Source organism: Streptomyces sp. NPDC059003, assembly GCF_042740445.1.
Taxonomy (GTDB): domain Bacteria; phylum Actinomycetota; class Actinomycetes; order Streptomycetales; family Streptomycetaceae; genus Streptomyces.
On the sequence record NZ_JBHYJH010000077.1, the window covers coordinates 15229 to 41503 of the forward strand.

Here is a 26275-nt window from a genome sequence, read left to right on the forward strand (position 1 = left end):
ACGGCCCCCGACCGCCGCTCCCGCCCCTGACCGCCGACTCCCGATCGGAACAACCACCGTGTACTTCCAGCACTCCAGCACCGTGTGGCAGGACTTCCCCGCCCTCGTCCCCGGCGTGATCCACGTCAAGGGCATCACCCCGGACGCCGTCGTCGACGGCCCGGTCGCCGAGTTCAACGCGACGGCAGCGTCCCGCCTGTCCGGCACCACGGAGGCCCAGCTGCCCGAGGTCCAGGCCTGGCGGCGGGCGTTCTCGGCGATGGGGCTCAAGCCCACCCAGTACCGGTGCGCGTCCGAGGCGCTGCTCCGGCGCTTCCGCAAGGAGGGCTCGCTGCCGCGCATCCACCCGCTCATCGACCTGTGCAACGCCGTGTCGCTCGCGTACGGCATCCCCGTCGCCGCCCTCGACCTGTCCCGCGTGTCCGGGAACCTCGAAGTGCGGTACGCCGAAGGGGACGAGGCGTACGAGACGTTCGCCGGCGACATCGAGCGGCCCGACACCCGTGAGGTCGTCTTCGTCGACGACGAGCGCCGGGCCCACGCCCGACGGTGGACCAACCGGCAGAGCGGCTACTCGGCGGTGCGGGAGGCCACGTCGGACGTCCTGATCGTCTCCGAGGCGCTGCACGACTGCGCGTACGAGGACATGACCCGTCTCGTCACGTCCCTCACCCAGGCGCTGCGCACCGTCTGGCCGGTCACGCCGACGTCGGCGGTGCTCGGCCCGTCGGCGCCCCGGTTCACCTGTTGACGAAGCCCGCTGCTGACGAAAGCCGCTGTCTGACGAAGGCCGCGCGGAAGCCGTTCGGCGCCGCGCGGCTCAGTCGTTGCTGACCAGGACCGTCAGGCGGTAGTTCAGGTCGTCGCCCCATTCGATGTTGACCCAGATGACGTACTGCCCGTCCCGCGCGGCCACGTTGTGCACGGTCATCCGCGCGGCCCCGACGAACGGGTTCCCGCTGCCGTCCACTTCCGTGATCGACGCGACGATGCTGCTGGTCCTGAAGGCGACGGGCGAGTTGATGGGCTGGACGAAGCTGCCGCGTCCCCTGCCGTTGAAGACGCGCCGGATGACTGTGCTCACTGCCTACCCCTCCCACTGGCTGAATTCCGCGCTGTGTTCCGCTCAGACCGCGTCGGCCCGGACTTCGTCGTCGTCCTCGGCCTCGCGCACCTGGGGCGCCGCGGCGGCCTGGCCGCCCGCGTCCGCGGCCTGGTCGTCGTCGGCCACCGACGCCCTGAGCGGGGCCACGCCCTGCTCGGCCGGCTCGTCCTGCCCGGCGGCGGCCACCCTCGGGGCACCGTCCCCTGCCTGCGTGCTGCTCACCCACGTCCCCCTTCCCGTGACGCCCCGGCCGCGGGTCGGGGCGGCCGGGCGCAGGCATCGTCCTGCCGCGGAATCGCTTTCGTCCACAGCGATAAGCCGCCATCCTCATATGCCGGAGTCACCGCCGAACTTCACTGGCGGTCACCGGTGGTCAGCGGCCGTACTCCACCAGGCTCGTCGGCAGCACCACCCGCCGCGCCCCCTCCGCCACGACGACCGCCGCGGCCGCCCCGGCCCGCATCGCCCGCGTCGTCCGCATCCGCTCGACCAGCAACCGCCCCGCCGCACGCCCGAGTTCGTCACTGTCGTACGCGACGAGGGTGAGCGGCAGGCCGAGCGCGTCGGCGAGCTCGAAGTCGTCGAAGCCCGCGAGGGCGGTGTCGGTGCGGGCCGCGCGGATGGCGCGGAACGCTCCTATGGTGTTGCGGTTGTTGGAGCAGAACAGCGCCGTCGGCGGGTCGGGCAGGGCCAGGAGCTCGGCGGCGGCGCGCTCGGCCTCATGGGTCTGGCTCTGGCCCTGGCGCACCAGGCGTTCGTCGGCCGTGCGGCCCCCGGCGGCGAGGGCGGCGCGGTAGCCCCGCAGGCGCTCGGTGCCGGTGTGGACCGCGGGCGGTGAGCCGAGGAAGCCGATGCGGTGGTGGCCGAGCGCGACGAGGCGGGCCGTGGCGTCGCGGGCGCCGCCGAAGTCGTCGACCAGGACGCAGTCGGCGGCGAAGTCCTCGGGCGGACGGCTGGCGAGCACCACCGGGACGCCGTCGGCGGCGGCCGCCGCGAGGTGGCGGTGGTCGGACCCGGCGGGCACGGCGATGATGCCGTCCACGCGCCGGGCGACGAGGTCGGCGACCAGGTCCCGTTCGTGCTCCAGGTCCTGCCGGGTGTTGCCGATGACCGTCTTCAGACCGTCGCCCGCGACCACGGAGTCGACGCCCAGGGCGAGCCGGGAGTAGAAGGGGTTGGCGAGGTTGGTGACGACGAGGCCGACCAGGCCGGTGCCGCGTCCGAGGCGGAGGCTGCGGGCCACCTCGTTGGGCCGGTAGCCGAGCGCGGCGGCGGCCGCGCGGACCCGGTCGCGGGTCGCGGGCAGCACCCGCGGGTCGTCGCGCAGCACGCGTGACGCGGTCATCGCGCTGACCTCGGCCCGCTCGGCGACGTCCCGCAGCGTGGGCTGACCGCTCCTGGGGTCACGAGGGGATGCGGGCATGGTGACGCCTTCCTTTCCCAGTCACGTCCGGGAGTACGCGGTCTCAGCGCTCCCCACCCGCGTACACCGCCGCCCCCACCAACCCCGCGTCCGCACCGAGCGCCCCCGCGCACAGCCTGACCGGAGTATCCCCCAGACCGGCGCGCAGCGCGGGCCCGACCACGTCCCAGGACCCGGCCATGCCGCCGCCCACCACGAGCGCCGTGGCGCCGAAGTCCCCCACGAGCGGGGCGAGTACGCGCCCCAGGGCCGTCAGGGCCTCGTCGACGACCCGGGCCGCGCGCGCCTCGCCCGCCCGGGCCCGCGCGGCGATGTCCCGCACGTCCACGCCCGGGTCGCCGTAGCGTGCGAGGAGCGCCCGCCGCGACACCACGTCCTCCAGGGGGCGGCCGTCCGCCTCGGCCAGGTCGATCCGGCCCAGCGGCGGCACGCCGGGACCGTCCCGGCACACGGCGCCGTCCGCGAGGAAGGCGGAGCCCACACCCGTGCCCAGGGTGATGCCGACGCACCGCCGGTGTCCGCGCGCGGCGCCCGCGTGCCACTCGCCGAGCGCGAAGGCGTGCGCGTCGTTGAGGAAGACGACGCCCGCGGGCCGCGGCCAGACGCCGTCGCGCAGCACCGAGCCCACGTCGATCCCGTACAGGTCGTCGAACTTGCCGACGCCCTCGAAGCGGGCGATGCCCTTGTCGTAGTCGAAGGGCCCCGGCACGGCCACGCCCCACGCCGAGCCCGCCGCCGCGTCCAGGTCCGTGGCGCAGCGGACCACCGTGCCGAGGACGTGCTCGGCGGTGCCGCGCGCGTCCACGTCACGGCGCACGCGGCGCAGCACCCGGGCGCGGCCCGGCGCACGGCCCCGGCCCGTCTCGACGAGTGCCGCCGTCACATGGGTGCCGCCGAGTTCCAGGACGGCTCTCATGCGGCGGCGCCGCGGACCAGCGCCTTGACGACCTTCACGGGACCGCCCCGCGCGACGATCCGGTAGGCGCCGACCGCCGCGGGCACCGTCAGCGTCTCCGCGTACGACAGCGGATGGCGGTCCCCGGCGGCCGTGCGCACCTCCACGCCCTCGCCCTCGACGACGTTCAGGACGTGGAAGCGCCCGTCCGTGTCGTCGGCGGCGACGGCGCCCGCGTCCAGGACGTAGCGGCGTACCTCGTAGAACATCTCGTCGAGGGCGCCGATGCGTTCCTCGCGCCATCCGGCGCCGCCGCGCAGGGTCCTCGGCTCCTGGATCAGGTCGCGGGCGACGGCATCGCCGCGGCGCCCGGTCTCCAGGTTCGCCAGGCCGTGCTCGTAGGGGAGCTGGCGCGGCCGGCCGTCGGCGTCGAGGCGCAGCCAGTCGTAGAAGCGCAGGCTGTACAGGTACGGTGTCGCGCTGATCTCCAGGACCAGGTTGCCCGCGCCGCTGGCGTGCGGGGTGCCCGCCGGGATCATGAAGAGGCGGCCCTGTTCGGCCGGGAACGTCAGGACGTGGTCCTCGGGGTCCATCGGCACCCCGTCCCGCGCCGCCTCCTCGACCTCCTTGCGGAACAGGTCGAGGTCGGCGTCCTCGCGCAGGCCGAGGAAGACCCGCGCCCCGGGGCCGCCGACGGTCAGGTAGTACGTCTCGTGCTGGGTGTAGGCCCAGCCGAACCGCTCGCGCATGTACGGCTCCCGTGGGTGGCAGTGCACCGACAGGTTGCCGCCGTCGACGGTGTCGAGGTAGTCGAAGCGGATGGGGAAGGACGTGCCGAACCGGGCGTGGACGTCCGGGCCCAGGAACGCGTGCGGGTGCAGGACGCACAGGAGCTGGAAGGGGATCTCGGCCTGTCGGTCGGGTCCCGGCCCGATCAGGACGCCCGCCTCGGGCGCGATCAGCTCGTAGCCGAGCGCGGTGTTGCGGGCGGCCGGGGCGAAGCCGAGGGTGCGCTGGGCCCAGTGGCCGCCCCACGGCGTGGAGTTGAAGTAGGGCCGGGTCCGCACGGGGCGGCGGGCGAGGCCGGCGAGGGTCGCGCGCAGGCCCGCGCCGTCCAGGTACGTGGGCCGGTCGGGTTCCTGTACGTCGAGCCAGGCGTCGACGCGCGGGGCGAGGGCGTCGCGGTGGCGGTCGAGCATCGGCCAGTCGATGTAGAACAGGCGTCTCAGGTCGGCCGGTTCGCCGGGAAGCCCCAGGTTCCGCCCGGTGCCCGCGACGACGGCGGCCTCCGCGTGCCGCTTGGGCACGTCGGCGTACCAGAGCGCGTCGTGCGGGACGAGCGCGGCGCCGGGCCCGTACACGAGGAGCAGGGCGTCGCCGGGCCGCTCCGCCTGCGGGAGCGCGTCGAACAGGGCGCGAAAGGGGGCCTCGGCGAGCCGGCAGTAGTACGGGTCGGCGGCGCCGTCGTCGGTGCGGTGGCGCACGGCGTGCGGGGGCGCGTAGTGCGCGCGGACGTCGAGTGTGCGCACCGGGACGCCCGCGGCGGTGAGTTCCTCGGTGAGGCGGGCGGCGAGGAGGTCGAAGTCGGCGGTCGGCGGCCCCTCCACGGCCACGGTCGTCGGGGAGGCGGGCAGCTGTGCGGCCACGGCGCGCCAGCCGGTGACCATCACGGCCCCCGGCGCCGGGCCGTAACGCGGGTCGAGCGCGTACACACGGGCTCCTTCGTGCGGGGTTCAGGGACGGACGAAAAGCACGGCTGTCGTCCCTAAAGGAGGAATGCCGGCGGTCACCTCGCCTTCCCTGCACGCCAGTTCCGCACGGGTGCGCCCGTCGCCGACGGTGCCCAGGTAGTCCGCCCGGTGCGCGGCGGCCACCGGGAAGCGCACCCGGACGGGGCAGTCCACCGGCTCCTGGGCGAACGACTGGAGCCGCAGGAGCACCTCGCCCGGCCGCGGAGCGGTCATCCCCACGAGCCGCACCCTGGCGTCGCCGAGCTCGGCGAAGGAGTGCGAGGCCCGGGCCGCTCCCGAGGCGCCCCGGGCCCGCACCGCCCTGAGTGGCCTGCTCCAGGCCGCCGCCGTGCGCGGTCCGAGCCCGAGACCGACCACGGTCGGGGCGCAGGCGACGCTGTAGCGGAAGGTGAACTCGAAGCCCTGCTCGCTGGGGAAGTTGGTGTCCCACAGGTTGTTGTGGATCCAGGAGAAGACCGTGGCGGGCTCGTCGTGGCCCATCGTCTTGGGGAACGGGGCGTAGGGCAGCGCGATGTTGCCGAACTGCACGAGCGGCGCGTCCTGCGTGGACCAGGCCACCGACAGGTTCTCGTCCTCCAGGGTGACCCAGCGGCGTACGGCCCGCATGTGCAGGGCGGATCCTGGCACCACCGGCAGTCCGGTGCCGGTGACGCCGCCGGACGCCTCCATGCGGACCACGGGGTGGTCGAAGGCGAAGGGGAACGCGAAGTAGGCGCTCTCCTTGCCGAGGGTGCGGTCCTTGTCCAGACGGTTCTCGATGTCGAGCCGTGGCACGCCGCGCGGCAAGGTCAGGGTGACGCGCAGCCGGTTGGCGCCCGCGGGGCGGGTCTCGTACGTGATCGTCTCCGCGGTTGCCGTGGAGTGCCGGGCGATGAGGGCGGCGGGCGGTGCGACGGCGCGGCGGCCGAGGTGTTCCAGGCGGTCGGAGGCCGTGGTGCGGCTGGAGTTGTGGTTGAAGGCGCCTGCGGTGGTGTAGCTGTCGTGGACGTAGCCGTTGAAGCCGACGACGGCGTCCGGGCGGACCAGGTCGCGCCCCGTCGCCTTGTCGATCACCGAGGCGACGCAGGCCTGCGCCAGGTCGACGCGGACGGCGAAGTGTTCGTTCTCCAGGAGCGTCGGGTCGGGGTGTGCCGCCGCGTGGGCCGCGGTCTCGGCGGGGTCCTCGCGCTCGGTGCCGCCGGTGGGGTTCCAGCCGGTGGCCGCCTTCACGACGGTGGCGTCCGCCCGCTCGGCGGCGCCCGCCGCGTCGGCCCTGACGTCCAGGCGCACCGACCCGGCGGGCGGCACGTCGTCGACGCGCACGAGGAGGAACCGCCCGGCGTCCCGGTGGTCGTCGTTGGCCTGGGGCCGCTCCTCGTGGGTGAGCCGGTGCCCGTCCCGCGCGTCGTGCACGGCGACCGCCTCGTCGAGCGGGGCGCTGCTCTCCGGCAGGAAGATCCGTACGACGTCGGTGCGCGGCCAGGAGCAGGTGTTGACCACGTGGTACGTCGCCAGGGCGCCAGGTGACGCGGTGAGCCGCTGGCCGAGGCGGGCGCTCGCGCGGTGCAGCAGCGCCTGGCCGTCGTCGTGGGCGCGCAGGGCCTGCCCGTACTTCCAGTGCCACTGGTGCTCTCCGGAGTGCCCTCCTTCGTCGCCGTGGGTCCATGGGTCGCCGGCGCCCCAGGTGTGCTCGTCGAACAGCGACACCGCTTCGTAGACCGCGGCGGCGTCCCGCGTGTCCTCCTCGGCCCCCGTGGCGTCGAGGAGGGACGCGAACACGCCGATGGTCTGGGCGTCGGCGACCACGGACTGCGCGGTGCGGGCCAGGGACAGCGGCCTGGCCCCCGCGCCCACGCCGTCGACCCACCAGTCCGTCCAGTCGCCCTCGAAGGTGCGGATCTCCGCGCCGAGCCTGGCTTCGGCGTCGCGGAAGAAGTCCTCGTTGCGGGAGAGCCTGAGGCGCGGATAGGCCCAGGTGTCGTTCCAGCGGCGCACGGTGTCGGCGATGATGCGGCGCGGCGGCGCGTTGTCGCCGAACTTGCCCTGGACGCGCAGGTGGAGCACGTCCCAGGGGTACGGTTCGCGCTTGACGTCCGCCTGGTCCATGGCCCAGCCGAAGATGCCGCCCCGATAGGGGTAGGGGTGGGTGGCGAGCGACGTCAGATAGGCGGGCAGCAGGTCGTCGACGTCCCCGTACGCGGTGTCGAAGCCGAGCAGCGGGCCTTCCATGTACGCGAGCCCGTGCGGGGTGTCGGTGACCCACACCAGGACGCTGTTGCCGCTGGGCGCCCGCCAGCGGAACAGGCGGGGCAGCTTCTCCCCGCCGACCAGGTGCGGCACGGACCGTCCTGCCCAGTTGTGGGCCACGGACAGGTACTTCACGCCCGCGGCGGCGAGGGCGTCGACGAGGCCGACGACGGCGCCGGGCACGTCGGTCTGCATCGCGGAGGTGAGGGTGACGCCGTACCGCTCGCGTACGTCCCGTGCCAAGCGCAGGAGTTCGTGCAGTTCGTCCGTGGAGCAGGTCTCGGTGTGCAGGTTGAACGGCAGCGCCGTCAGCTCGATGCGCCCCTCCCCCACCCGGCGCATCAGCTCCTCGACCTGCTCCGCGGGGCGCGCCGCGGCCCACTGCTCGAAGGACCACAGCGACTCGACGCACCACCGGAACTGGGACTCGGTCGGCCAGTCGTCGGTGGCCCGGGTCAGTTCGAGGCAGGAGTCCAGGAACGACAGGTGCTCGCCCAGGACCTGCCCCTGGGGGTCGGTGTAGCCGATGTCGAGGTGGGAGTGGTGCACCAGGTGGACGGTCCACTTGCGCTGCGGAGTCAGCGGCACCTCGATGCCGGTCCCGCCGGGCACGCCGACAAGGACCCGCGTGGGCTCGTCCACGGCGGGCAGCAGGAGCCGCACCGAGCCCCCGGGCCCCGCGACGCGCTCCGCCCGCACCGCCGCCCCCGACTCCGTGCGCACCTCCAACCCCTCCGGCACGGGGGAGCCGTTGACGGGCTCGACCCGCACCGACTGCAGCAGCGTGCCGTCGTCCGCGTACCGCATCAGGGGCTCCTCGGTCAGCCTCAGCGCCCGGTCGTTCAGGGTGCCCTCGGCGGTGACCACGCCGGAGCGGAGGCTGGCGCGGATGCGGTCGTTGTCCCAGTCGCTGGTGCGGACCAGGGCCCGTGTGGTCATGCGGCGTCTCCCGGAGCTCGTACGGATCGGTCAGCGGGCGGAGGCGGTGATGCCGCGCAGGAACAGGCCGCGGAACACCAGGAACAGCAGGAGCGTGGGCACGGACACGACGAGCGCCCCGGCGAGGATCACCGGCGGTCCGCTCGACGCGTAGGAGTTCTTGAGGGTGGTCAGGGCGGCCATCACCGGCTGGACGTCGCCGCTGCGGCTGAGCGTGATGCCGAGCAGCAGGTCGTTCCAGACGGCCGTGAACTGGAAGATGAAGGCGGCGCCCAGGCCCGCCCGCATCAGCGGTACGTGGATGCGCCAGAAGATCCGGGTGAAGGACGCGCCGTCGATGAGGGCGGCCTCGGTCAGCTCCGGCGGCATCGTGGTCATCTGGTTGCGGATCAGGAAGAACGCGAACGGCACCGCCCAGGCGACGTACACGAGCATCAGGCCGAGCCGGGTGTCGTACAGGTTGGCGTCGGCGTACAGGCCGAACAGCGGCGCGAGGAAGATCTGCAGCGGGAACAGCGTCCCGGAGTAGATCAGCCAGAACCAGAACGCGGGCCGCGGGATCGGCAGGACGACCACGGCGAACGCCGCCATGGCCGCGACGAGCACGGCGACGAGGCCGCACACCACGGCGTACAGGAGCGAGGCCTGGAAGCTGTCGCCGATCCCTGCCTTGTCCCAGGCCTCCTCGACGTTGTCGACGAGCGCGAAGCCCTGGAGGGTCCAGTCGGGCTCGCCCGCGTACTCGTCCACCGGCGTCAGGGCGTTGACGACGAGGAGGTACAGCGGGATGAGCCAGAGCACGACGCATCCGCCGACGAACACCGGCCGTACGAAACGTCCCATCACGGCCCCCTCAGCTCTTCGCCCAGCCGGTGTCGGGCATCTGACGGCGCAGGTACAGCCACGACGAAGCGACGACGATCACCGAGAGGACCAGCGCGATCGCCGAGCCGTAGCCCACGTGGAACAGGCGGAACGTCTCGCGGTACATGGTCAGGGCGAGCGTCTCGGAGGAGCGGGACGGGCCGCCCTGGGTGAGGATCCAGATCATGTCGAAGGCCTTCAGGCTGTTGACGACGGCCATGCCGACCACCACGACGGTGACGGCGCGCAGCTGTGGCAGCGTGATGTGGCGGAACATCCGCCAGCCGGACGCCCCGTCCAGCTGGGCCGCCTCGACGGTGTCCCGCGGGATCGCCCGCAGGCCGATCGCGAAGAGCACGACGTTCAGGCCCGTCGCCTGCCAGGTGCCCGCGACGATGAGGGCCAGGGTGTTCTGCGGCCACTCCAGGAGCCAGGTCTGCGCCCAGGAGTCGAGGCCGACGCCGCGCAGGACCTGGTTGACGGCGCCGTCGGAGGTCAGCATGAAGTTCCACAGGACGGCGGTGGCGGCCGGGGAGAGCGCGAAGGGCAGCACGATCACCATCTGCGCGAGCCCGCCGAAGCGGACGCGGTGCGTGGCGACCGCGATGAGCAGCCCGGCGAGGACGGGCAGGAGCAGCGTCCCCGCCACCCACATCAGGGTGTTGAGCAGCGACCGGCCGAAGATGGGGTCGTCGGCGAGCCGCGTGTAGTTGTCGATGCCGGTGAATCTCCTTGTGAAGCCGTTGTCCTCGAAGAAGCTGCCGTACACGCTGCGGAAGAACGGGTACACGAGCAGGACGCCGACGAACACGCAGGCGGGCAGCGCCCAGGGCAGCGCGGCGAGGGGCCCGCCGAGCCGGGCGCTCGGGCGCGCGGCCCGGTGGGGGGTGCGGAGGGGTACGCGGCGGCGTACGCGGCGGGGCTTGCCGCCCGTCGTCCCGGCCGGGCGTGCGGGCGTGCCGGCGGGGGTCACCATCTCGGTCATGTCTCGGCCGCCTCCCGCCACACCTTCCACGCCTCGTCGGCACGGTCCTGCATGGTGCGCAGCACCTTCCGGTACGAGGACGGGTTCAGGAGGAACCCGGCGAGGTCGTCGACGGTCGCCTCGACGAGCTCGGGCGGGCCCTGCTCCCAGAACCGGTTGAGCAGCCACAGGCGGTCGCCGCGGACCTTCTCGGCCAGGCTCGCGACGACCGGGTTGGCGGGCGGGACCTTCGGGTTGGGGCAGCCGTCCTGGAGGGTGGTCGAGAAGGCCTTCATCACCGCCGGGTGCAGCCAGTTCCGGGTCGCCCGGACGGCCTCGGTGCGGTCGGGGCCCTTGACGGTGGCGACCAGGGCGCTGGACTCGAAGATCACGCTGGGGCGGGCCCCGGGATCGGCCATGGGCAGCACGAAGGCGTCCACGTTCTTGCCGGGCTTGCCGCTCGCGGCCACGAAGGTGGAGCCGAGCCAGGTGCCGCAGGGCACCATGCCGAGCTTGCCGTGCACGACGGCCGCGGCGGCGTCGGGGTGGTTCGTGTCCATGGGCGTGAACCAGTCCCTGTCGAAGAAGGAGACGAGGGTGCGCAGGGCGCGTTCGGCGCGCGGGTCGGTGTAGCGCGCGCGGCCGTTCATCAAGTCGTCGTAGAACCGGGGGTCCTGGCGGCTGAGGATCTCCTGGAACCAGATGAAGGAGGGCCAGCGGCCGTCGGCCGTGCCGTGCAGCGGGGTGATCCTGTTGCGCTTCAGGCGCCCGCACACGGACAGGAAGTCGTCCCAGGTGCGCGGGCGCCGAAGGCCGTGGTCCGCGAACACTTCGGGGTTGTAGAAGAACACCCAGTACGCGAGGTTCATCGGCAGGCCGTAGACGCGGCCCCGGTGCGTGAACGCCGCACGCAGCGAGCGGTCGACCCAGCCCCTGCGGACGGCGGCGTCCCACTGGCCGGTGAGGTCGACGATGCCGCCGGTGCGGGCCAGGTCCTTCAGGCGGTAGCCCGACCAGTACTTGAGCATGTCCGGGGTCTTCCTGGTCCTGAGCGAGGACTTGACGACCTGCTCGAACGACTCCAGGGACGGGTTGACCTCGGGGACCAGGCGCAGCCCCGCCACCGTGTGCAGCGCGTCACCGGCCGCCTTCATCGGGGCCTCCCAGGCGGCGCTGTCCCCGAACACGGCGACCTTGCCGGGCGGTTGGCCCTCGGCGGTGCCGCAGGCGGTGGCGAGCGCTCCGGCGGCCGCCGCGGTGAGGAGGGTGCGGCGGGGGAGGGCGGGGCGTGTGGTGCCGGTACGTGGTGTGGTGCCGGTGGGCTGCATGTTGCCGGTGGGCTGTGTGGTGCTGGCACCCGGCGTGGTGCCGGTGGGCTGCGTGGTGCCTGACATGGGTGGCCCCCAGGTGCGTTCCCGGGTGTGTCCGAACCGGTGTTAGCGTTAACACGAGCGTCTTGGAGACTCCTCGCGCCCGGCGCGCTTGTCAAGGGACCGAGACACATGGGGAGTTGGGCGGGCCGCGAGCAGCGTCCGCACCATGCCGACCCCGGCCACCACGGCGGCCAGGTGCAGCACCACGGCGACCGTGGGGTTCTCCGGCGGGACGACGTCGGCGGGCTCGGTGACCGCCACGAACACGGTGAGCGGCAGCCGCCAGGCGCTCCACGCGAAGAGCGAGCCCGAACCGATCCAGCCGAGCGCCAGCGGCAGCCACCGGGGCAGCCGGGCGGGCCGGGCCAGGGCGAGCGTCCGGACGGCGGCGGCGCCGACGAGGGCCCAGAGCGCGCCCAGGCCGGTGAGCAGGGCTCCTTCCGTGGTCCGCTCATCCGGGTGCACGATGCCGAGGGTGCCGCCGACCGCCCAGTACAGCCAGGCCAGGCCGACCGCGGCCGCGACGACGGCCGGCCACGGCACTCTTCCCCACCCGGTGTCGCCCCCATCGGCCCCGCGGGCGCTGTCGCCGACCCGCCCGGCGAACGCGTCCGGCCAGCGTCGCCGCAGATGGGCCGGGAGCGCGACGGCGAGCCCGAGTCCCATCCCCACGAAGCCGATCTGGACCAGTGCCGCCTCCCAGCCCGGCATGGCCGGATCGTCACTCCCGCCGCCCGAATCGTCCGGCGCGGCGTCGAGCAGCGCGGTGACGACGGCGTACGGCAGGACCGCCACGAGGAACCCCGCCCCCGTCCAGGAGCAGAACCCCACCAGCCACCCCGGTATCCGCATCCCCCACGGCCGTACGAGGGCGAGCGACAGGGCGATCCCGATGCCCGCCATCCCGATCGTGACCGTGTTCAGGAGCACCCACCCGGCCAGGCTGAAGCCGTCCCCGATCGCCACCAGGCCGAGCAGCGAACCCACTACCCACGAGACCTTGATCAACAGATACGGCGACAGTGCCAGCGCCCCGGCGTATCCGGCACACCGCCCCACCCGGTCCCAGCGCTCCACGCGAACTCCCCCGTACGGCCCGTACGTCCAGTGACAGGAATCCACCCTCGAACGCCGACCGGCCCGGCCACATCCGCCCGTGAGGGCACGCGCCTCCCCCGCGCGGCGGAGGAGCCCTGCCCCCACGGACTCACCCGAACTCCCGGCACTCGTGCAACCAGACGGCCGTCCCGTGGGTCATCAAGGCAACGCCGAAAGCACCGCCGAACAAGGGAATCCGCACCATGCGCACCCGCACCCTCCTCGCGCTCACGGCCACGGCAGGCGCCACCGCCACGCTCCTCGCGCTCGCCCCCACCGCCGGAGCGCAGCCCACCGGCTCCGCCGCCCGCACGGCGACCTGCAAGGAGTCCGCCCTCACCGTGAAGGCGTCCGCCGCCGACAAGCCCGGTGTGCTCCGCGTCAGCGTCACCAACCGCGGCGACCGGACCTGCGTCGTCGACCGCATCCCGACCGTCACCTTCGGCGCGCTCGACGGCGCCGCCCAGCCGGTCCCGGCCACCGAGAGCGCCCCGTACCGCGTCGGCGCGGGCCGCACCGCGTACGCGGCCGTCCGCACCGTCGCCGACCCCGGCGACACCGACGCCCGCCTCGTGGACTTCGTGACCGTCGCGGGCGACCCCTCGCACCGGGGACGGCAGTTCACGGACGACAAGCTGGGGCTGCCGCAGGGCGTGCGCGTGTGGGAGCCGGTCACCACGTGGTGGCAGCCGTCGCGGGCGAAGGCGGACGCGGCGCTGGAGCACGCCACGCGCTGACGGCTCCGCCGGACGGTTCACGGCTCGGTCTGTGCCCCGCGTCCGGCCGGGCCGCCGCTCGTAAATCCAGTTGCCCGGGCACCCGCCCGGGCAACAAGCTCGGATCATGTCCTTCCCCACGACGCCCGCCCCGCTGCTCGCCGCCTCCGCCGACCGTTCGGCGCGCGGCCGACAGCAGCCCGGGCCCCGGTGGAGGCCGACGCCGCCGCCGCGATGACCGGCCACCTGGTCGCGGGGCTCGTCGCCGGGTACGGCATCGCCATGCCGGTCGGCCCGGTCGCGGCCTATCTGGTGGCGCTCACCGCCCGCACGTCGTGGCGGACCGGAGCCTGCGCCGCCCTCGGCGTCGCCACCGCCGACGGCCTGTACGCGCTGGTGGCCGTGGTCGCGAGCGCGGCCGCGGCACCCGTCGTCGCCCCGCTCATGGGCCCCCTGCGCTGGATTTCCGCCGGTGTCCTCGTCGTCCTGGCGGTGCGCGCCGCCGTGACGGCGGTACGCCACCACCGGGAGCCGGACGCGCTCGCGCCGCGCGACGACGGCGTGCCGACCCCGGCCCGCGCGTACGGCACCTTCCTCGGCATCACCCTGCTCAACCCCACCACGGTCATCTACTTCGCGGCCCTCGTCGTCGGCAGCCGGTCCGGCGCGGCGGCGGACCCCGTCGGCAAGGCGGTGTTCACGCTCGCCGCCCTCGCGGCGTCCGCCAGCTGGCAGCTGTTGATCGCCGGTGGCGGCGCGCTCCTCGGGCGGGCCCTGACGGGCCGCCGCGGCCGTCTCGTCACGGCCCTGGCGTCCAGCACGGTGATCACGGCGCTCGCGGTGCAGCTGCTGGTGTCGGCACCGTGAGGTCAGCCGTCGTACGCGCGCGGTGAGGCCGTACGCCGTACCCGCGCCGCAACCCGTCACCTCCCGGTGCCGGAACCGCCCCGGCCGTGCCCGCGTCCCCCCGCACACCGCGACGATCATCCCGAGCGGCCCCCGCCCCACCGAGGAGACGGCCGAACCCATGACCGGAACCGCCACCCGCTACCTCTACCTCGCCCGGCACGCCGAGCCCTCGCCGGACGAGTCCGAGCTCACCGACACCGGCCGCCGTCAGGCCGCGCTCCTCGGCGAGCGACTGCGGGAGACCCCGCTCACGCGGATCACCCACGGCCCGCTCCCCCGCGCCGCCCTGACCGCCCACCTCGTCCACGCCCGGCTCGGCCCGACCGCCCCGGCCCGACCGCTGCCGCACGCGGCCGCCGGGGACTACTTCCCGCACCTGCCGACCCGCGACGAGCTCCCGCAGGACTCCGCCGACACCGTGCTTGACCGCCTCGCGCGGCTCACGGTGGCCGAGCCGGAGCGCGGCGCCGCACTCGCGCGGGCGGCGCTCGACCGCTTCGCCGGCCCGGTCGCGGGCCCCGAGCCGCGCCACGAGCTCGTCGTCACCCACGCCTTCCTGATCGGCTGGTTCGTGCGCGCCGCGCTCGACGCCCCGCCGTGGCGCTGGCTCGGCCTCAACCACGCCCACGCCGGCCTGACCGTGATCCGCTACGCGCCCGACCGCCCGGCGTCGCTGCTGCTCTACAACGACACCGGGCACCTGCCGCCCGCCCTCCGCTGGACGGGCCTGCCCGCCGAACTCCACGTCTGACCGGCGGCACGGCCCACCGGGCCTCAGCGCGCGTGCGGCTCGCTGCGGTGGGTCGGGCCGTGGCCGCTCGCGCAGTGGCGGCTCGGCCCTGCCCCGGCCCGGGCGGGCTCGCCGACGGTGAGCGGCGGCTGGTCCTCGTGGTCGATCTGCAGGGTGGTGTGCGTGAGGCCGTACGTGTCGACGAGGAGCTTGTCCAGGTCGCGCCGGACGGTGTGGCAGTCGCCGCCGGGCTCGACCATGACGTGCGCGGACAGGGCGGGTTCGCCGGAGGTGATGGTCCAGATGTGCAGGTCGTGGACCTCCGCCACGGCGGGGGAGGCCGCGAGCCTGTCCCCTATCGCGTCCGGGTCGAGCCCCGCGGGCGCCGCCTCCAGGAGGATGCGGCCCGAGTCGCGCAGGAGGCCGCAGCCCGCCTTGACCATCAGGACGACGACGAAGAGCGTGGCGATGGTGTCGGCGCGCGCGAAGCCCGTGGTCATGACGATGACACCGGCGATGGCGGTGCCGATGAACGCGAACAGGTCGTTCAGGATGTGCTGGTAGGCGCCCTCGACGTTCAGCGAGGCGCGGTTGGCCTTGGAGAGGCACCAGGTGGCGGCGAGGTTGACGGCCACGCCGGTGAGCGCGGTGGTGAGCACCATCCAGCCGGTGACCTCCGGCGGGTGCATGAGCCGCGCCACGGCCTCGTAGCCGAGCCAGCCCGCGGCGAGCAGCAGCGTGAGCCCGTTGGCCTGCGCGGAGAGAATCTCGACGCGCTTGAGGCCGAAGGTGTACGTGCCCTTGGCGGGCCGTGCCGCGAGCCGCATCGCGACGAGGGCGAGGACGATGGAGAAAGCGTCCGTGAGCATGTGCACGGCGTCCGACAACAATGCGAGAGAACCGGCCATGAAGGCAATCACGGTCTCCACGCAAATGAAAACGCCAATCAATACGAGCGCGAGGGAAAGCCAGCGCCTGTCGGTGTCCGCCGAGACACCGTGACTGTGCCCGGCATGGCCTCCTGCCTCGTGGTCGTGCCCGTGGTGGTGCGTGTGCGCGTGCCCCACTGAGAATTCCCCCCAGGTGGTGTTCCGACGGCCAACGCCCGGAATTTAAGCGCAGTTTCGCGATGCCCGCAAAGGCTGCACCGGTGACGGTTTTCAATACCGACTCCGGGCGACTTCGACTACTTCAGCGACTTCGGCGACTTCCGGGAGGCATTTATCCCCGCACTTTCGGTAATTCCCTTGCGCTGCCCGCTCGGCGGGCGCCCTCGCGCTCCTCGGCCTCGGCGGTCCCGTCGGGCCCGGGTCCGTGGGATGGTGATCCGGTGGAATTGGACGACCTCGTCCGGCTGCGCCGGGCCCGTGACCTGATGGACCGCGAGTACGCGAACCCGCTCGACGTGCCCGCTCTCGCGCGCTTCGCCCACATGTCGGCGGGCCACTTCTCCCGCAGCTTCCGCGCCGCGTTCGGCGAGACGCCGTACAGCTATCTGATGACGCGCCGCATCGAGCGGGCCAAGGCGCTGCTGCGGCGCGGTGACCTGTCGGTCACGGAGGTCTGCTTCGCGGTCGGCTGTACGTCGCTCGGGTCGTTCAGCTCCCGGTTCACCGAGCTCGTCGGCGAGAGCCCGAGCGCGTACCGGGCCCGACCCCACGACGAGGGCGCCGCCGTTCCGGCCTGCGTCGCCAAGATCTACACGCGCCCGGTCAGGTCGGCCAGGTCGGTCAGGAATGGAGAAGCGGGATCCGACCCCCGCCCGTAGCGTGAAACGCATGGACATCAAGCTTTCGACCTGCTTCATCGCCGTCGACGACCACGACGCGGCGCTCGGCTTCTACCGCGACGTCCTCGGCCTCGAGGTGCGCGACGACGTCGGGTTCGAGGGGATGCGCTGGGTGACCGTCGGCTCACCGGCGCAGCCCGACGTGAACATCGTCCTCGAACCGCCGCTCGCCGACCCGAACGCCTCCGCCGCCGACCGGCAGGCCATGGCGGAGCTCCTCGCGAAGGGCCTGCTGCGCGGCGTCCTGTTCGCCACCGAGGACTGCGACGCCACCTTCGAGCGCATCCGCGCCGCGGGCGGCGAGGTGCTCCAGGAACCGGTCGACCAGCCCTACGGCGTCCGCGACTGCGCCTTCCGCGACCCGTCGGGGAACATGCTGCGCTTCACCCAGTACCGCAAGCAGTGAGCCCCGCTCCCACCGATACTGGACCGGGCCCGACCGACAGATCTCACGGATAGAGACACGATGAGCATGGCCAGAAGAGCGGACCGGCGGTCGTCCGCTCCGCACGCCGCCGACAGCCACGATCTGATCCGCGTGCACGGGGCGCGGGTGAACAACCTCAAGGACGTCAGCATCGAGATCCCGAAGCGCCGCCTGACGGTCTTCACGGGCGTCTCGGGCTCGGGCAAGAGCTCGCTGGTGTTCGACACGATCGCCGCGGAGTCGCAGCGGCTCATCAACGAGACGTACAGCTCCTTCGTGCAGGGCTTCATGCCGTCCCTCGCGCGGCCCGAGGTCGACGTGCTCGACGGGCTCACCACCGCGATCATCGTCGACCAGCAGCGGATGGGGTCCGACCCCCGCTCCACGGTCGGCACCGCCACCGACGCCAACGCGATGCTGCGCATCCTCTTCAGCCGGCTCGGCAAGCCGCACATCGGCCCGCCCAGCGCGTACTCCTTCAACACCGCGTCGGTGCGGGCGAGCGGCGCGATCACCGTCCAGCGCGGCGCAAGGACGAAGGCCGAGAAGGCGACGTACGAGCGCACCGGCGGCATGTGCAACCGCTGCGAGGGCCGGGGCACGGTCTCCGACATCGACCTCACCCAGCTCTACGACGACTCCAAGTCGATCGCCGAGGGCGCGTTCACCATCCCCGGCTGGAAGTCGGACAACGTGTGGACCGTGGGGCTCTACGCCCAGTCCGGCTTCCTCGACCCGGACAAGCCGATCCGCAGGTTCACCAAGAAGGAGCTGCGGGACTTCCTCTACGGCGAGCCGACCAAGGTCAAGGTCAACGGCGTCAACCTCACCTACGAGGGCCTGATCCCCAAGATCCAGAAGTCGTTCCTCTCCAAGGACAAGGAGGCGATGCAGCCGCACGTCCGGGCGTTCGTGGAGCGGGCCGTCACCTTCACCACCTGCCCCGAGTGCGACGGCACCCGGCTCAGCGAGGGGGCCAGGTCGTCGAAGATCAAGCGGATCAGCATCGCCGACGCCTGCGCGATGGAGATCCGCGACCTGGCCGAGTGGGTCCGCGGCCTCAAGGCGCCCTCGGTGGCGCCGCTGCTCACCGCGCTCCAGGGGACCCTCGACTCGTTCGTGGAGATCGGCCTCGGCTATCTGGCGCTCGACCGCCCCTCGGGCACGCTCTCGGGCGGCGAGGCGCAGCGCGTCAAGATGATCCGTCACCTCGGCTCCTCGCTCACCGACGTCACGTACGTCTTCGACGAGCCCACCACGGGCCTGCACCCCCACGACATCCAGCGGATGAACAACCTGCTCCTGCGCCTGCGGGACAAGGGCAACACGGTGCTCGTCGTGGAGCACAAGCCGCAGACGATCGCGATCGCCGAGCACGTCGTCGACCTGGGCCCCGGCGCCGGCACGGCGGGCGGCGCCGTCTGCTTCGAGGGCGACGTCGACGGCCTGCGGGCGTCCGGCACCGTCACCGGCCGCCATCTCGACGACCGGGCCACGGTCAAGGAGACGGTGCGCGAGCCCACCGGCGCGCTGAAGATCCGCGGCGCGACGGCGCACAACCTCCAGGACGTCGACGTGGACATCCCGCTCGGGGTGCTGACCGTGGTCACCGGCGTCGCGGGCTCCGGCAAGAGCTCGCTCGTGCACGCGTCGATGCCCGCCGACGAGGACGTGGTGTCGGTCGACCAGGGCGCGATCCGCGGCTCCCGGCGCAGCAACCCGGCGACGTACACGGGCCTGCTCGACCCGATCCGCAAGGCCTTCGCCAAGGCCAACGGCGTGAAGCCCGCGCTGTTCAGCGCCAACTCCGAGGGCGCCTGCCCGCACTGCAACGGCGCCGGGGTCATCTACACCGACCTGGCGATGATGGCGGGCGTCGCCACCGTCTGCGAGGAGTGCGAGGGGAAGCGGTTCGAGGCGTCGGTCCTCGACCACCACCTCGGCGGCCGCGACATCAGCGAGGTGCTCGCGATGTCGGTGACCGAGGCCGAGGAGTTCTTCGCCGACGGCGAGGCGCGCACGCCCGCGGCCCACAAGGTCCTGCGGCGGCTCGCGGACGTCGGGCTCGGCTACCTCACGCTCGGCCAGCCGCTCACCACCCTCTCCGGCGGCGAGCGCCAACGCCTCAAGCTGGCCACGCACATGGCCGACAAGGGCGGCGCCCCCCAGGTCCTCGTACTGGACGAGCCGACCACCGGCCTGCACCTCGCCGATGTGGAGCAGCTGCTCGGGCTCCTCGACCGCCTGGTCGACGCCGGGAAGTCCGTCATCGTCGTCGAGCACCACCCGGCGGTCATGGCGCACGCCGACTGGATCGTCGACCTCGGCCCCGGCGCGGGCCACGACGGCGGCCGGATCGTCTTCGAGGGCACCCCCGCGGACCTCGTCGCCGCCCGCGCCACCTTGACCGGCGAGCACCTCGCGGACTACGTGGGCGCCTGACGCCCGCCACGCGGGCTCGGCATCGACCCCACCCGTAAGGCCAACTCCCGTACATCGCGCCGTAGTTGACAGGGGACTCGGCGAAGGTGCGCGAGTACACTGCACCGTGCCGGTGCGTCCCGCGCGGCCACCCCGGCGCGGCAACTGGCCGAGGTGAGGGCGGGGCGTGATGGCTGACATCCGTGCACCAGGGTCCGTGCTCAAGAGGGAGCGCGTGCGGGACTTCGTCCTGGAGCTGATCGAGTCGCGCCGCGCCGGGGACGGCATCCCCTCCGAGCGCTCCCTGTGCGCCCGCCTCGGCGTGTCCCGGCCGACGCTGCGGGCGGCGGTCGACGAACTGGTGGCGGCGGGCCTGCTCGTGCGCGAGCACGGCCGCGGCATGTTCGTCGCGCCGGAGAAGATCACCCAGGAACTCGTGTCGGAGCCCCAGGCGCTGACGGTGCCGCGGGCGGCCGGGTCCTGGACGAGCCGTCTGCTCGCGTTCACCACGGCCCCCGCGGGCGCGCGGGTGGGCCGCAAGCTGCGGATGCCGCCCTCGGCGGACATCGTGTACGCGGCGCGGCTCCGCCTGGTCGACGGCGCCCCGCTGGCCGTCGAGCATCTGCACCTCAGGGCCGGGCTCGTCCCCGGCCTGTCCGCGCGGGACCTCGCGGAGGGCGACCTGTACGCGCACTTGCGCGAGCGGCACGACGTGCGGGTGCGCGAGGCGGTGCAGACGTTCGAGCCGACCGTCGCCACCCGTGCCGAGGCCCGTCTTCTCCAGGTGCCGGAGCTGTCCCCCGCGCTGCTCTGCGAACGCCTCACCACGGACACCGCGGGCCGGCCCGTCGAGTACGTCCACTCCCTCTACCGCGGCGACCGCTACCGCGTCGTCTCGCGCATCGTCCTCACCCCCACCTCGCCTGCCACCCCCGGCGTCCCACCGGGCGACCTCACGGACCCGGAGCCGGTCGCGTCGTCGGCCACGGGCGACGTCCAGGACGCGTAGCGGGCCGCTACATCGGCGGCGTCGCGGGGGCCGGGCCGAGGGTCGTGGTGCCCGGGGCCGCGCGGTGGCCGAGGCCGGTGCGGTAGGCGTCGAGGGCGGCCTCGACGCGGCCGGTGCGGCGGAGCAGGTCGCCGAGGAGGCGGCACAGGTCGGCCAGGTCGCCCGCCGCGCTGGAGCGTTCGAGGAGGGACAGGGCGGCGCAGTAGTGCTCCTCGGCGGTTTCGGTGTCGCCGCGCTCCTCGGCGATCAGGCCGAGCAGGCGGTGGGCGCCGCCCGCGTGCACCGCGCCGCGCTCGGCGCCGAGCGCGCCGGCCGCCGCCTCCTCGGGGCCGTCGGACGCGCCGGAGGTGAGCAGCGGCCGCAGCAGCGCCTCCGCCTCGTGGGCCTTGCCGCGGCGCCTGAGGACGTCCGCGAGCTCGACCTCGACCTGCTCGGTGAAGAGCGCCGCGCGCTTGGAGGCGAGCATGTCGCGGGCGGTGCGCAACTCGCTCTCGGCGCCCTCCAGGTCGCCGTCCTGGGCGTGGACGTAGCCGCGCATCCAGTGGCAGTGGGCGAGTTCGGTGCGGATGTGCAGCTGCTGGTAGAGCTCCTGCGCCTTGGCGAGCGACGCGTCGGCCTCGGCGGTGCGGCCCTCGGCGATCAGGGTGCGGGCGACACCGCGGTGCATGCCGGCGACCAGGGCCGGGTCGCTGACGCGCGGGGCCAGGGCGAGGGCGAGCTCGGCGGCGTGGGCGGCGCGCGCGTGCGCTCCCATGTCCATGTACGGGGCGATGGACGCCGTGTAGAGGAGCAGCAGGGCGTCGGGGTCGTGCAGGCCCGAGGCGTTGAGCTCGTCGAGGGTGGTCTCCAGGAGGTAGCAGGCGTACCGCAGTTCGCCGGTGAGCAGGTGGGCGGTGGCGCGGCCGCGGATGGCGGGGACGCGGCGGGGCAGCGGCTCGTCGGCGAGGAGCCGCTCGACGGCGGCGAAGGCCTCGCGGGCGGGGTGGAGTTCACCGGATTCGAGGAGGCAGTCGCCGAGGCCCTGGAGCGCGGCGGCCCGCTCCGCCACCAGCGCGTGCTCGGCGGCCTCGTCGTGGAGGGCGCGGAAGACGGCCGCCGCGTCCTCGGGCGCGCCGGTGGCGAGGGCGCGGCGGGCGTCGGTGAGCCGCAGCCTGAGGTCCGTGGCGAGGTGGGCCGGGCGGCCGGTGACCAGCTCCTCGTAGCCGACGCCGAGCCGCTCCGCGAGGTGCCTGAGGGCCGCTTCGGAGGGCCGCACCTTGCCGGACTCCAGTGTGGAGACGTACGCGGGTGTGTAGGCCGGCTCCGCCACCTGCCGCTGTGTCAGGCCTCGTTCGGTGCGCAGCCGCAGCACGCGGCGGCCGATTTCGGCCGGGTCGTCGAGCCGCGCGCCCTCGGGACTGTTCTCCGCCACCTCTCCCCCTCCGTAGGTCACGGCCCTGAGCTAAGTCCATGGACGACGCCTTGGATAGAGGCCGTACGGGTTCGCCCGTGGCGTGAACCCACCCCCAACTCACCCGTCCCTTGAACAACTTGGCTCAAACCATTGCCTCGCTCCCCACCACCCTCTACGTTGAGCCGCGCATTAATTCGGTTTAACCCGCCACTTAAATGGCGGACTTCGGGAGGACCCCCCATGCGGAGCGAAAATTCCGGCATAGCCGGGCGTACCAGACGTACGCGACTCCAGATCTCCCTGGCCGCGGGCGTCGCCCTCGCGGCGTCCCTCGCCGCGGCTGGCGGCGCCACCGCCGCCGACCCCGACCCCGACCCGTCGGCCCGTTCGCGGCAGCACGTCGAGTACTTCGGCCGCGACGGCCACCCCCGGCACACCGAGGTCCCCGCGTCCGACGCGCTGTCCCGCACGGAGCGGTCGGCGATCGCGGGCGACGGGGACGTGGTGCCGATCGTCCGGAACGGCCCCGTGGAGTCCAAGGCCGACGTCGTCTTCATCGGCGACGGCTACACCTCGGCCCAGCAGGAGGACTTCCACGCCGACGTGCGCGCCAAGTGGGCTGAGGTGTCCGCGGTCGAGCCCTACGCCTCGTACAAGAACCTCTTCAACGTGTGGGCGGTGGACGCCCACTCGCGCCAGTCGGGTGTCTCGGGAGACCCGACGAGCAACGTCCGCAAGGACACCGCGCTCGGCTCGAACTTCTACTGCGACAACATCGAGCGGCTGCTCTGCGTCGACACCAACAAGGTCGAGGCGTACGCGAGCAAGGCCGCCGACCCCGACCTGGTGATCGTCCTCGCGAACTCCACGAAGTACGGCGGCGCGGGCTACAACGACATCACCTCGCCCTCCGGCTACGACGGCATCGCCACCGCCTCCTCCGACCACGCCAAGTCCTCGCAGGTCGTCGTCCACGAGACGGGCCACTCGCTCGGCAAGCTGGCGGACGAGTACTGGTACGACGAGTACGGCACGTACACGGGCGCCGAGCCGTGGGAGTCCAACATCAGCAAGCTCACGGCGGCGCAGCTGACGGCGCAGAAGAAGAAGTGGTACCGCTGGATCGGCCAGCAGTCCCCGGACGGCGGCACCGTCGGCGCGTACGAGGGCGGCGGCTACTACCCGCGCGGCCTCTACCGGCCCACCGACAACTCGATCATGCGGACGCTCGGCCGCGAGTTCAACTCGCCCGGGCGCGAGGCGATGATCGCGGGCTTCCACCGGCACGCGACGGTCGCCACCAGCACCACGCCCGACGGCAGCGAGGTGCGCCGCAAGCAGCGCATCACCGTCGCGGCGGGCGACGGCGTCCGGCTGCGCTGGTACGTCGACGGCCGCGCGACGAAGAAGGGCCGCGACGCGGCGAGCGTCACGCCGCGCGCCCTCGGCGTCCCGGCGGACGGCCGGGGGCACACGGTGTCGGTGCGCGCGACGGACGTGACGGACAAGGTCCGAGACCCGCAGGTGCGGGGGCTCCTCACCAAGACGCTCAGTTGGCGCGTCGTGCGCTGAGGCCCGCTCCCCTGGGCCCGGCTCCGGCCGGGCCCAGGGGGCTGTGCCGTCAGACGACGGCTCCGGAGTCCTGCGCCCGCCTCCTCGCCTCCAGCGGGCTCGCGGCGCCGCGCCGGTCGGCGCGCTGACGGCGGCCGGTCGGCGGCGCGGGACTGCGCTGTTCGAGCAGCACGGCCGCGGGCGTCGCCACGGACACCGTCGACACCATGCCGAGGACGACGCCCGCGATCAGGGCGACGGAGAAGTCCGCGAGCGAGTCGCCGCCGAGCACGGCGAGGGCCGCCAGGACGAACAGCGCGCCCATGCCCGTGTTCACGGTGCGCGGCAGCGTCCGGACGACGGCCTTGTTCGCGAGCGTGGCCAGGTCGGCCCGCGGATCGCGGCGGCGGGCCTCGCGGATCCGGTCGAAGACCACCACCGTGTCGTTGACGGAGTAGCCGATGACCGTGAGCACGGCGGCGAGGAAGACGCTGTCGACGGTCTTGCCGAGCCAGGCGAACAGGCCGACCACGAGCAGCACGTCGTGCACCATCGCCGCGACCGCCGCCGTCGCGAACGTCCAGCGGAACCGGACGCTCAGATAGATCAGCTGGGCGGCGACCGCGATGCCGAGCGCGACGAGCGCCTTGTGCCGCAGCTCGTCGCCGATGCTGGGGCCGATCATCTCGTCGCGCACGACGCTGACGTCGCCGCCGCGTTCGGCCAGGGCCTCCTTGATCTCCCGCTGTTCGCCGTCGCTGATCTTCCCGGTGCGTACGGTGATGTCGTCGTCGCCGGACTCCTGGACCACGGCCTGCGGGAACCCGGCGTCCGCGACGGCCTCGCGCGCGGTGTCGGCGTCGACGCGCTGGCTGGTGCTGTACTCGACGAGGCGTCCGCCGGTGAACTCCACGCCCCAGTCCAGACCCCGGACGGCGATCCCGGCGATCGCCACCGCCACCAGGAGCGCGCTCGCGCCGAGCCAGCGCCGCCGGTGCTGCACGATCCGCGGGTCGCGGCGGGCGAGCAGCGCACGGATCCGCCCGGTGGCGGCGATGCCGGTGAGCCGCGGCCGCCGCTGTACGAAGCGTCGGCGCACGGCGAACTCGGCGAGCGCCCTGGTGACGACGAACGACGAGACCATCGACACCAGGACGCCGATGGACAGGGTCACGCCGAAGCCCTTCACGGGCCCGGTCGCGAAGAAGAACAGGAGTCCCGCCGCGAGCAGCGTCGTGACGTTCGAGTCGATGACGGCGCTCCAGGCCTTGGTGAAGCCGGTGTGCAGCGGCTTGGCCAAGTTGGTGGAGCGGACCCCGAGATAGTCCTCCCGCGCCCGCTCGAAGACCAGGACGTTGGCGTCGACCGCCATGCCGATGGCGAGGACGAACCCGGCGAGGCCCGGCAGCGTGAGGGTGGCGCCCACGGCGAGGAGCGCCGCGTACGACATGACGCCGTACGCGATCAGCGCGAGGGTGGCGAGGGCACCAAGGAGCCGGTAGACGACGATGATGAACAGGCCGGTCAGGGCGAGGCCGATGAGCGCGGCCTGGGTGCTCGCCTCGATGGCGGCGGCACCCAGCGTCGGGCCCACCGTGCGCTGTTCGACGACGTCGACGGGCACCGGCAGGGCGCCGCCCTTGACGAGCGCGGCCAGGTCGCGGGCCTCCCCCTCGTCGAAGTTGCCGGTGATCTGGGTGCTGCCGCCGGTGATGCCGGTCCCGCACGGCACGTCGCCGTTGACGGCCGGCGCCGAGATGACCTTGCCGTCGAGGACGATGGCGACGCGCCGCTCCGGTGCGCCCTGGGGCGCGCAGGCCGCCTCGCCGGTGACGTGGGCCCAGTCCTTCCCGGCGCCGCCCCGGAAGTCGAGGGTGACGTACCAGCCCGACAGGGTCTGCTGGTCGAGGGCCGCCTTGGCGTCCTTGACGCCGTCGCCGGTGAGCACGGTCGGGCCGAGCTTCAGCCGGCCCCCGGGACGGTCCGGGTCGGGCAGGGTGCGCGAGCCGTCGGCGGCGGGCGCGGCCCTGCCGGGTGTCTCGCTCTGCCCGACGACGGGGTGCACGGTCAGTTGCGCGGTGCGGCCGATGACTTCGGCGGCCTCCCGGGGGTCGCGCACCCCGGGCAGCTCGACGATGATGCGCCGGTCACCGGACTTGGCGAGGCTCGGCTCGGCCACGCCGAGGGCGTCGACGCGCTGGCGCAGCACTTCGACGGCCCGGCTCGTGGCCTCGGCGTCGGCCTTGACGGTGGGTGAGTCCTTGGTCTCCAGGACGATCTGGGTGCCGCCTCTCAGGTCGAGGCCGAGGCGCGGGGACTGGGTGAGGGCGAGATACAGCGAGGCGGCGACGGCGACGAGCGCGACGATCGCCCGCCACAAGGGCGCGCGGGGCATGGGAGTTCTCCACATCCACGGGCCGTGAGCTCACGCGGGCGCGCGCAGGCGCAGGCATGGCGGCGCGAGGTCACGGCGTCACGAGTTCACGATGAAGGCATGACGAAGGGCGGAGCGGCGCCCGGGGCGTTGCGGGTGTGGTGCGTGCCCGTCAGGCGGCGTCCGTGAGCGTTCCGTTGCTCCATCGCTGCGGCGGGGCGCCCCGCCCCCGGGGGGGGGGCGCCGGGCCCCCCGCCCGGGGGGGGGGGGCCCGGAGGCGTATCGGGCCCGGCTGCGGGCCGGTGGGGGGTTTCCGCC

General features: G+C 73.5%; 22 protein-coding genes. 9 read left to right on the forward strand and 13 right to left on the reverse strand.

Annotated elements, in window-relative coordinates:
* Nucleotides 1-58: 58 nt before the first annotated feature.
* Nucleotides 59-751 (forward strand): B3/4 domain-containing protein, encoded by a 693-nt coding sequence (locus ACFWZ5_RS25235; protein WP_384788036.1) that lies wholly within the window; start codon nucleotides 59-61, stop codon nucleotides 749-751.
* Between the two features lie 69 nt (nucleotides 752-820).
* Here ACFWZ5_RS25235 and ACFWZ5_RS25240 read toward each other — a convergent pair whose 3' ends face one another.
* From ACFWZ5_RS25240 to ACFWZ5_RS25285, 10 genes are all read right to left on the reverse strand, one after another.
* Nucleotides 821-1084 (reverse strand): hypothetical protein, encoded by a 264-nt coding sequence (locus tag ACFWZ5_RS25240; RefSeq protein ID WP_384788033.1) that lies wholly within the window; start codon nucleotides 1082-1084, stop codon nucleotides 821-823.
* Between the two features lie 42 nt (nucleotides 1085-1126).
* Nucleotides 1127-1327 carry a hypothetical protein gene (locus ACFWZ5_RS25245; RefSeq protein ID WP_384788030.1) on the reverse strand — a complete coding sequence of 67 codons (201 nt, stop codon included), beginning with the start codon at nucleotides 1325-1327 and terminating at the stop codon, nucleotides 1127-1129.
* Between the two features lie 151 nt (nucleotides 1328-1478).
* Nucleotides 1479-2528, reverse strand: coding sequence for a LacI family DNA-binding transcriptional regulator (locus ACFWZ5_RS25250; RefSeq protein WP_384788027.1), 1050 nt, complete (start codon nucleotides 2526-2528; stop codon nucleotides 1479-1481).
* A 43-nt stretch (nucleotides 2529-2571) separates the two neighbouring features.
* Nucleotides 2572-3444 (reverse strand): ROK family protein, encoded by an 873-nt coding sequence (locus ACFWZ5_RS25255; RefSeq protein WP_384788024.1) that lies wholly within the window; start codon nucleotides 3442-3444, stop codon nucleotides 2572-2574.
* The gene (locus ACFWZ5_RS25260) at nucleotides 3441-5135 is read right to left on the reverse strand and encodes a class I mannose-6-phosphate isomerase (protein WP_384788021.1); all 1695 of its coding nucleotides are present in this window, start codon (nucleotides 5133-5135) and stop codon (nucleotides 3441-3443) included. Before ACFWZ5_RS25260 ends, ACFWZ5_RS25255 begins: the two co-directional genes overlap by 4 nt.
* Nucleotides 5136-5156: 21 nt before the next feature.
* Entirely contained in the window at nucleotides 5157-8339 is a 3183-nt protein-coding gene (locus tag ACFWZ5_RS25265; RefSeq protein ID WP_384788018.1) for an alpha-mannosidase, read from the reverse strand.
* Between the two features lie 30 nt (nucleotides 8340-8369).
* Nucleotides 8370-9182, reverse strand: a complete 813-nt coding sequence (locus ACFWZ5_RS25270; RefSeq protein WP_384788015.1) for a carbohydrate ABC transporter permease — start codon at nucleotides 9180-9182, stop codon at nucleotides 8370-8372.
* 10 nt (nucleotides 9183-9192) lie between these two features.
* A complete protein-coding gene (locus ACFWZ5_RS25275) occupies nucleotides 9193-10179 on the reverse strand; it encodes a carbohydrate ABC transporter permease (protein ID WP_384788235.1) in 987 nt (328 codons plus the stop codon).
* Between the two features lie 5 nt (nucleotides 10180-10184).
* Complete coding sequence (locus ACFWZ5_RS25280) at nucleotides 10185-11561, reverse strand: ABC transporter substrate-binding protein (protein WP_384788012.1); 1377 nt, start codon at nucleotides 11559-11561, stop codon at nucleotides 10185-10187.
* Nucleotides 11562-11609: 48 nt separating this feature from the next.
* Nucleotides 11610-12617: a hypothetical protein gene (locus ACFWZ5_RS25285; RefSeq protein ID WP_384788009.1), complete on the reverse strand. Its 1008-nt coding sequence runs from the start codon at nucleotides 12615-12617 to the stop codon at nucleotides 11610-11612.
* Between the two features lie 224 nt (nucleotides 12618-12841).
* Here ACFWZ5_RS25285 and ACFWZ5_RS25290 point away from each other — a divergent pair, with 224 nt between their 5' ends.
* The 3 genes from ACFWZ5_RS25290 to ACFWZ5_RS25300 all read left to right on the forward strand — a co-directional run bounded on the left by ACFWZ5_RS25290 (nucleotide 12842) and on the right by ACFWZ5_RS25300 (nucleotide 15014).
* Nucleotides 12842-13375, forward strand: coding sequence for a DUF4232 domain-containing protein (locus ACFWZ5_RS25290; RefSeq protein WP_384788006.1), 534 nt, complete (start codon nucleotides 12842-12844; stop codon nucleotides 13373-13375).
* Between the two features lie 213 nt (nucleotides 13376-13588).
* A complete protein-coding gene (locus tag ACFWZ5_RS25295; RefSeq protein ID WP_384788232.1) occupies nucleotides 13589-14221 on the forward strand; it encodes a LysE family transporter in 633 nt (210 codons plus the stop codon).
* 160 nt (nucleotides 14222-14381) lie between these two features.
* Nucleotides 14382-15014, forward strand: a complete 633-nt coding sequence (locus ACFWZ5_RS25300) for a histidine phosphatase family protein (protein WP_384788003.1) — start codon at nucleotides 14382-14384, stop codon at nucleotides 15012-15014.
* Between the two features lie 23 nt (nucleotides 15015-15037).
* Here ACFWZ5_RS25300 and ACFWZ5_RS25305 read toward each other — a convergent pair whose 3' ends face one another.
* Nucleotides 15038-16060 carry a cation diffusion facilitator family transporter gene (locus ACFWZ5_RS25305; protein ID WP_384788000.1) on the reverse strand — a complete coding sequence of 341 codons (1023 nt, stop codon included), beginning with the start codon at nucleotides 16058-16060 and terminating at the stop codon, nucleotides 15038-15040.
* A gap of 263 nt (nucleotides 16061-16323) precedes the next feature.
* Between ACFWZ5_RS25305 and ACFWZ5_RS25310 the strand changes: the two genes are divergently transcribed.
* The 4 genes from ACFWZ5_RS25310 (at nucleotide 16324) to ACFWZ5_RS25325 (ending at nucleotide 20639) form a co-directional block, all read left to right on the forward strand.
* A complete protein-coding gene (locus tag ACFWZ5_RS25310) occupies nucleotides 16324-16761 on the forward strand; it encodes a helix-turn-helix transcriptional regulator (RefSeq protein WP_384787997.1) in 438 nt (145 codons plus the stop codon).
* A 10-nt stretch (nucleotides 16762-16771) separates the two neighbouring features.
* Nucleotides 16772-17188 carry a VOC family protein gene (locus ACFWZ5_RS25315; RefSeq protein ID WP_384787994.1) on the forward strand — a complete coding sequence of 139 codons (417 nt, stop codon included), beginning with the start codon at nucleotides 16772-16774 and terminating at the stop codon, nucleotides 17186-17188.
* Between the two features lie 60 nt (nucleotides 17189-17248).
* The gene (locus ACFWZ5_RS25320; protein WP_384787991.1) at nucleotides 17249-19651 is read left to right on the forward strand and encodes an ATP-binding cassette domain-containing protein; all 2403 of its coding nucleotides are present in this window, start codon (nucleotides 17249-17251) and stop codon (nucleotides 19649-19651) included.
* Between the two features lie 169 nt (nucleotides 19652-19820).
* Nucleotides 19821-20639 carry a GntR family transcriptional regulator gene (locus ACFWZ5_RS25325; protein WP_384787988.1) on the forward strand — a complete coding sequence of 273 codons (819 nt, stop codon included), beginning with the start codon at nucleotides 19821-19823 and terminating at the stop codon, nucleotides 20637-20639.
* Nucleotides 20640-20646: 7 nt separating this feature from the next.
* On the opposite strand, the gene ACFWZ5_RS25330 is transcribed toward ACFWZ5_RS25325, so the two are convergent.
* Nucleotides 20647-22050, reverse strand: a complete 1404-nt coding sequence (locus tag ACFWZ5_RS25330) for a helix-turn-helix domain-containing protein (protein WP_384891282.1) — start codon at nucleotides 22048-22050, stop codon at nucleotides 20647-20649.
* A 222-nt stretch (nucleotides 22051-22272) separates the two neighbouring features.
* On the opposite strand from ACFWZ5_RS25330, the gene ACFWZ5_RS25335 reads away from it, so the two are divergent.
* Nucleotides 22273-23604, forward strand: a complete 1332-nt coding sequence (locus ACFWZ5_RS25335) for a M64 family metallopeptidase (RefSeq protein WP_384800104.1) — start codon at nucleotides 22273-22275, stop codon at nucleotides 23602-23604.
* Between the two features lie 49 nt (nucleotides 23605-23653).
* Here ACFWZ5_RS25335 and secD read toward each other — a convergent pair whose 3' ends face one another.
* Nucleotides 23654-25978 carry a protein translocase subunit SecD gene (gene secD, locus ACFWZ5_RS25340; RefSeq protein ID WP_384800101.1) on the reverse strand — a complete coding sequence of 775 codons (2325 nt, stop codon included), beginning with the start codon at nucleotides 25976-25978 and terminating at the stop codon, nucleotides 23654-23656.
* Nucleotides 25979-26275: the final 297 nt, after the last annotated feature.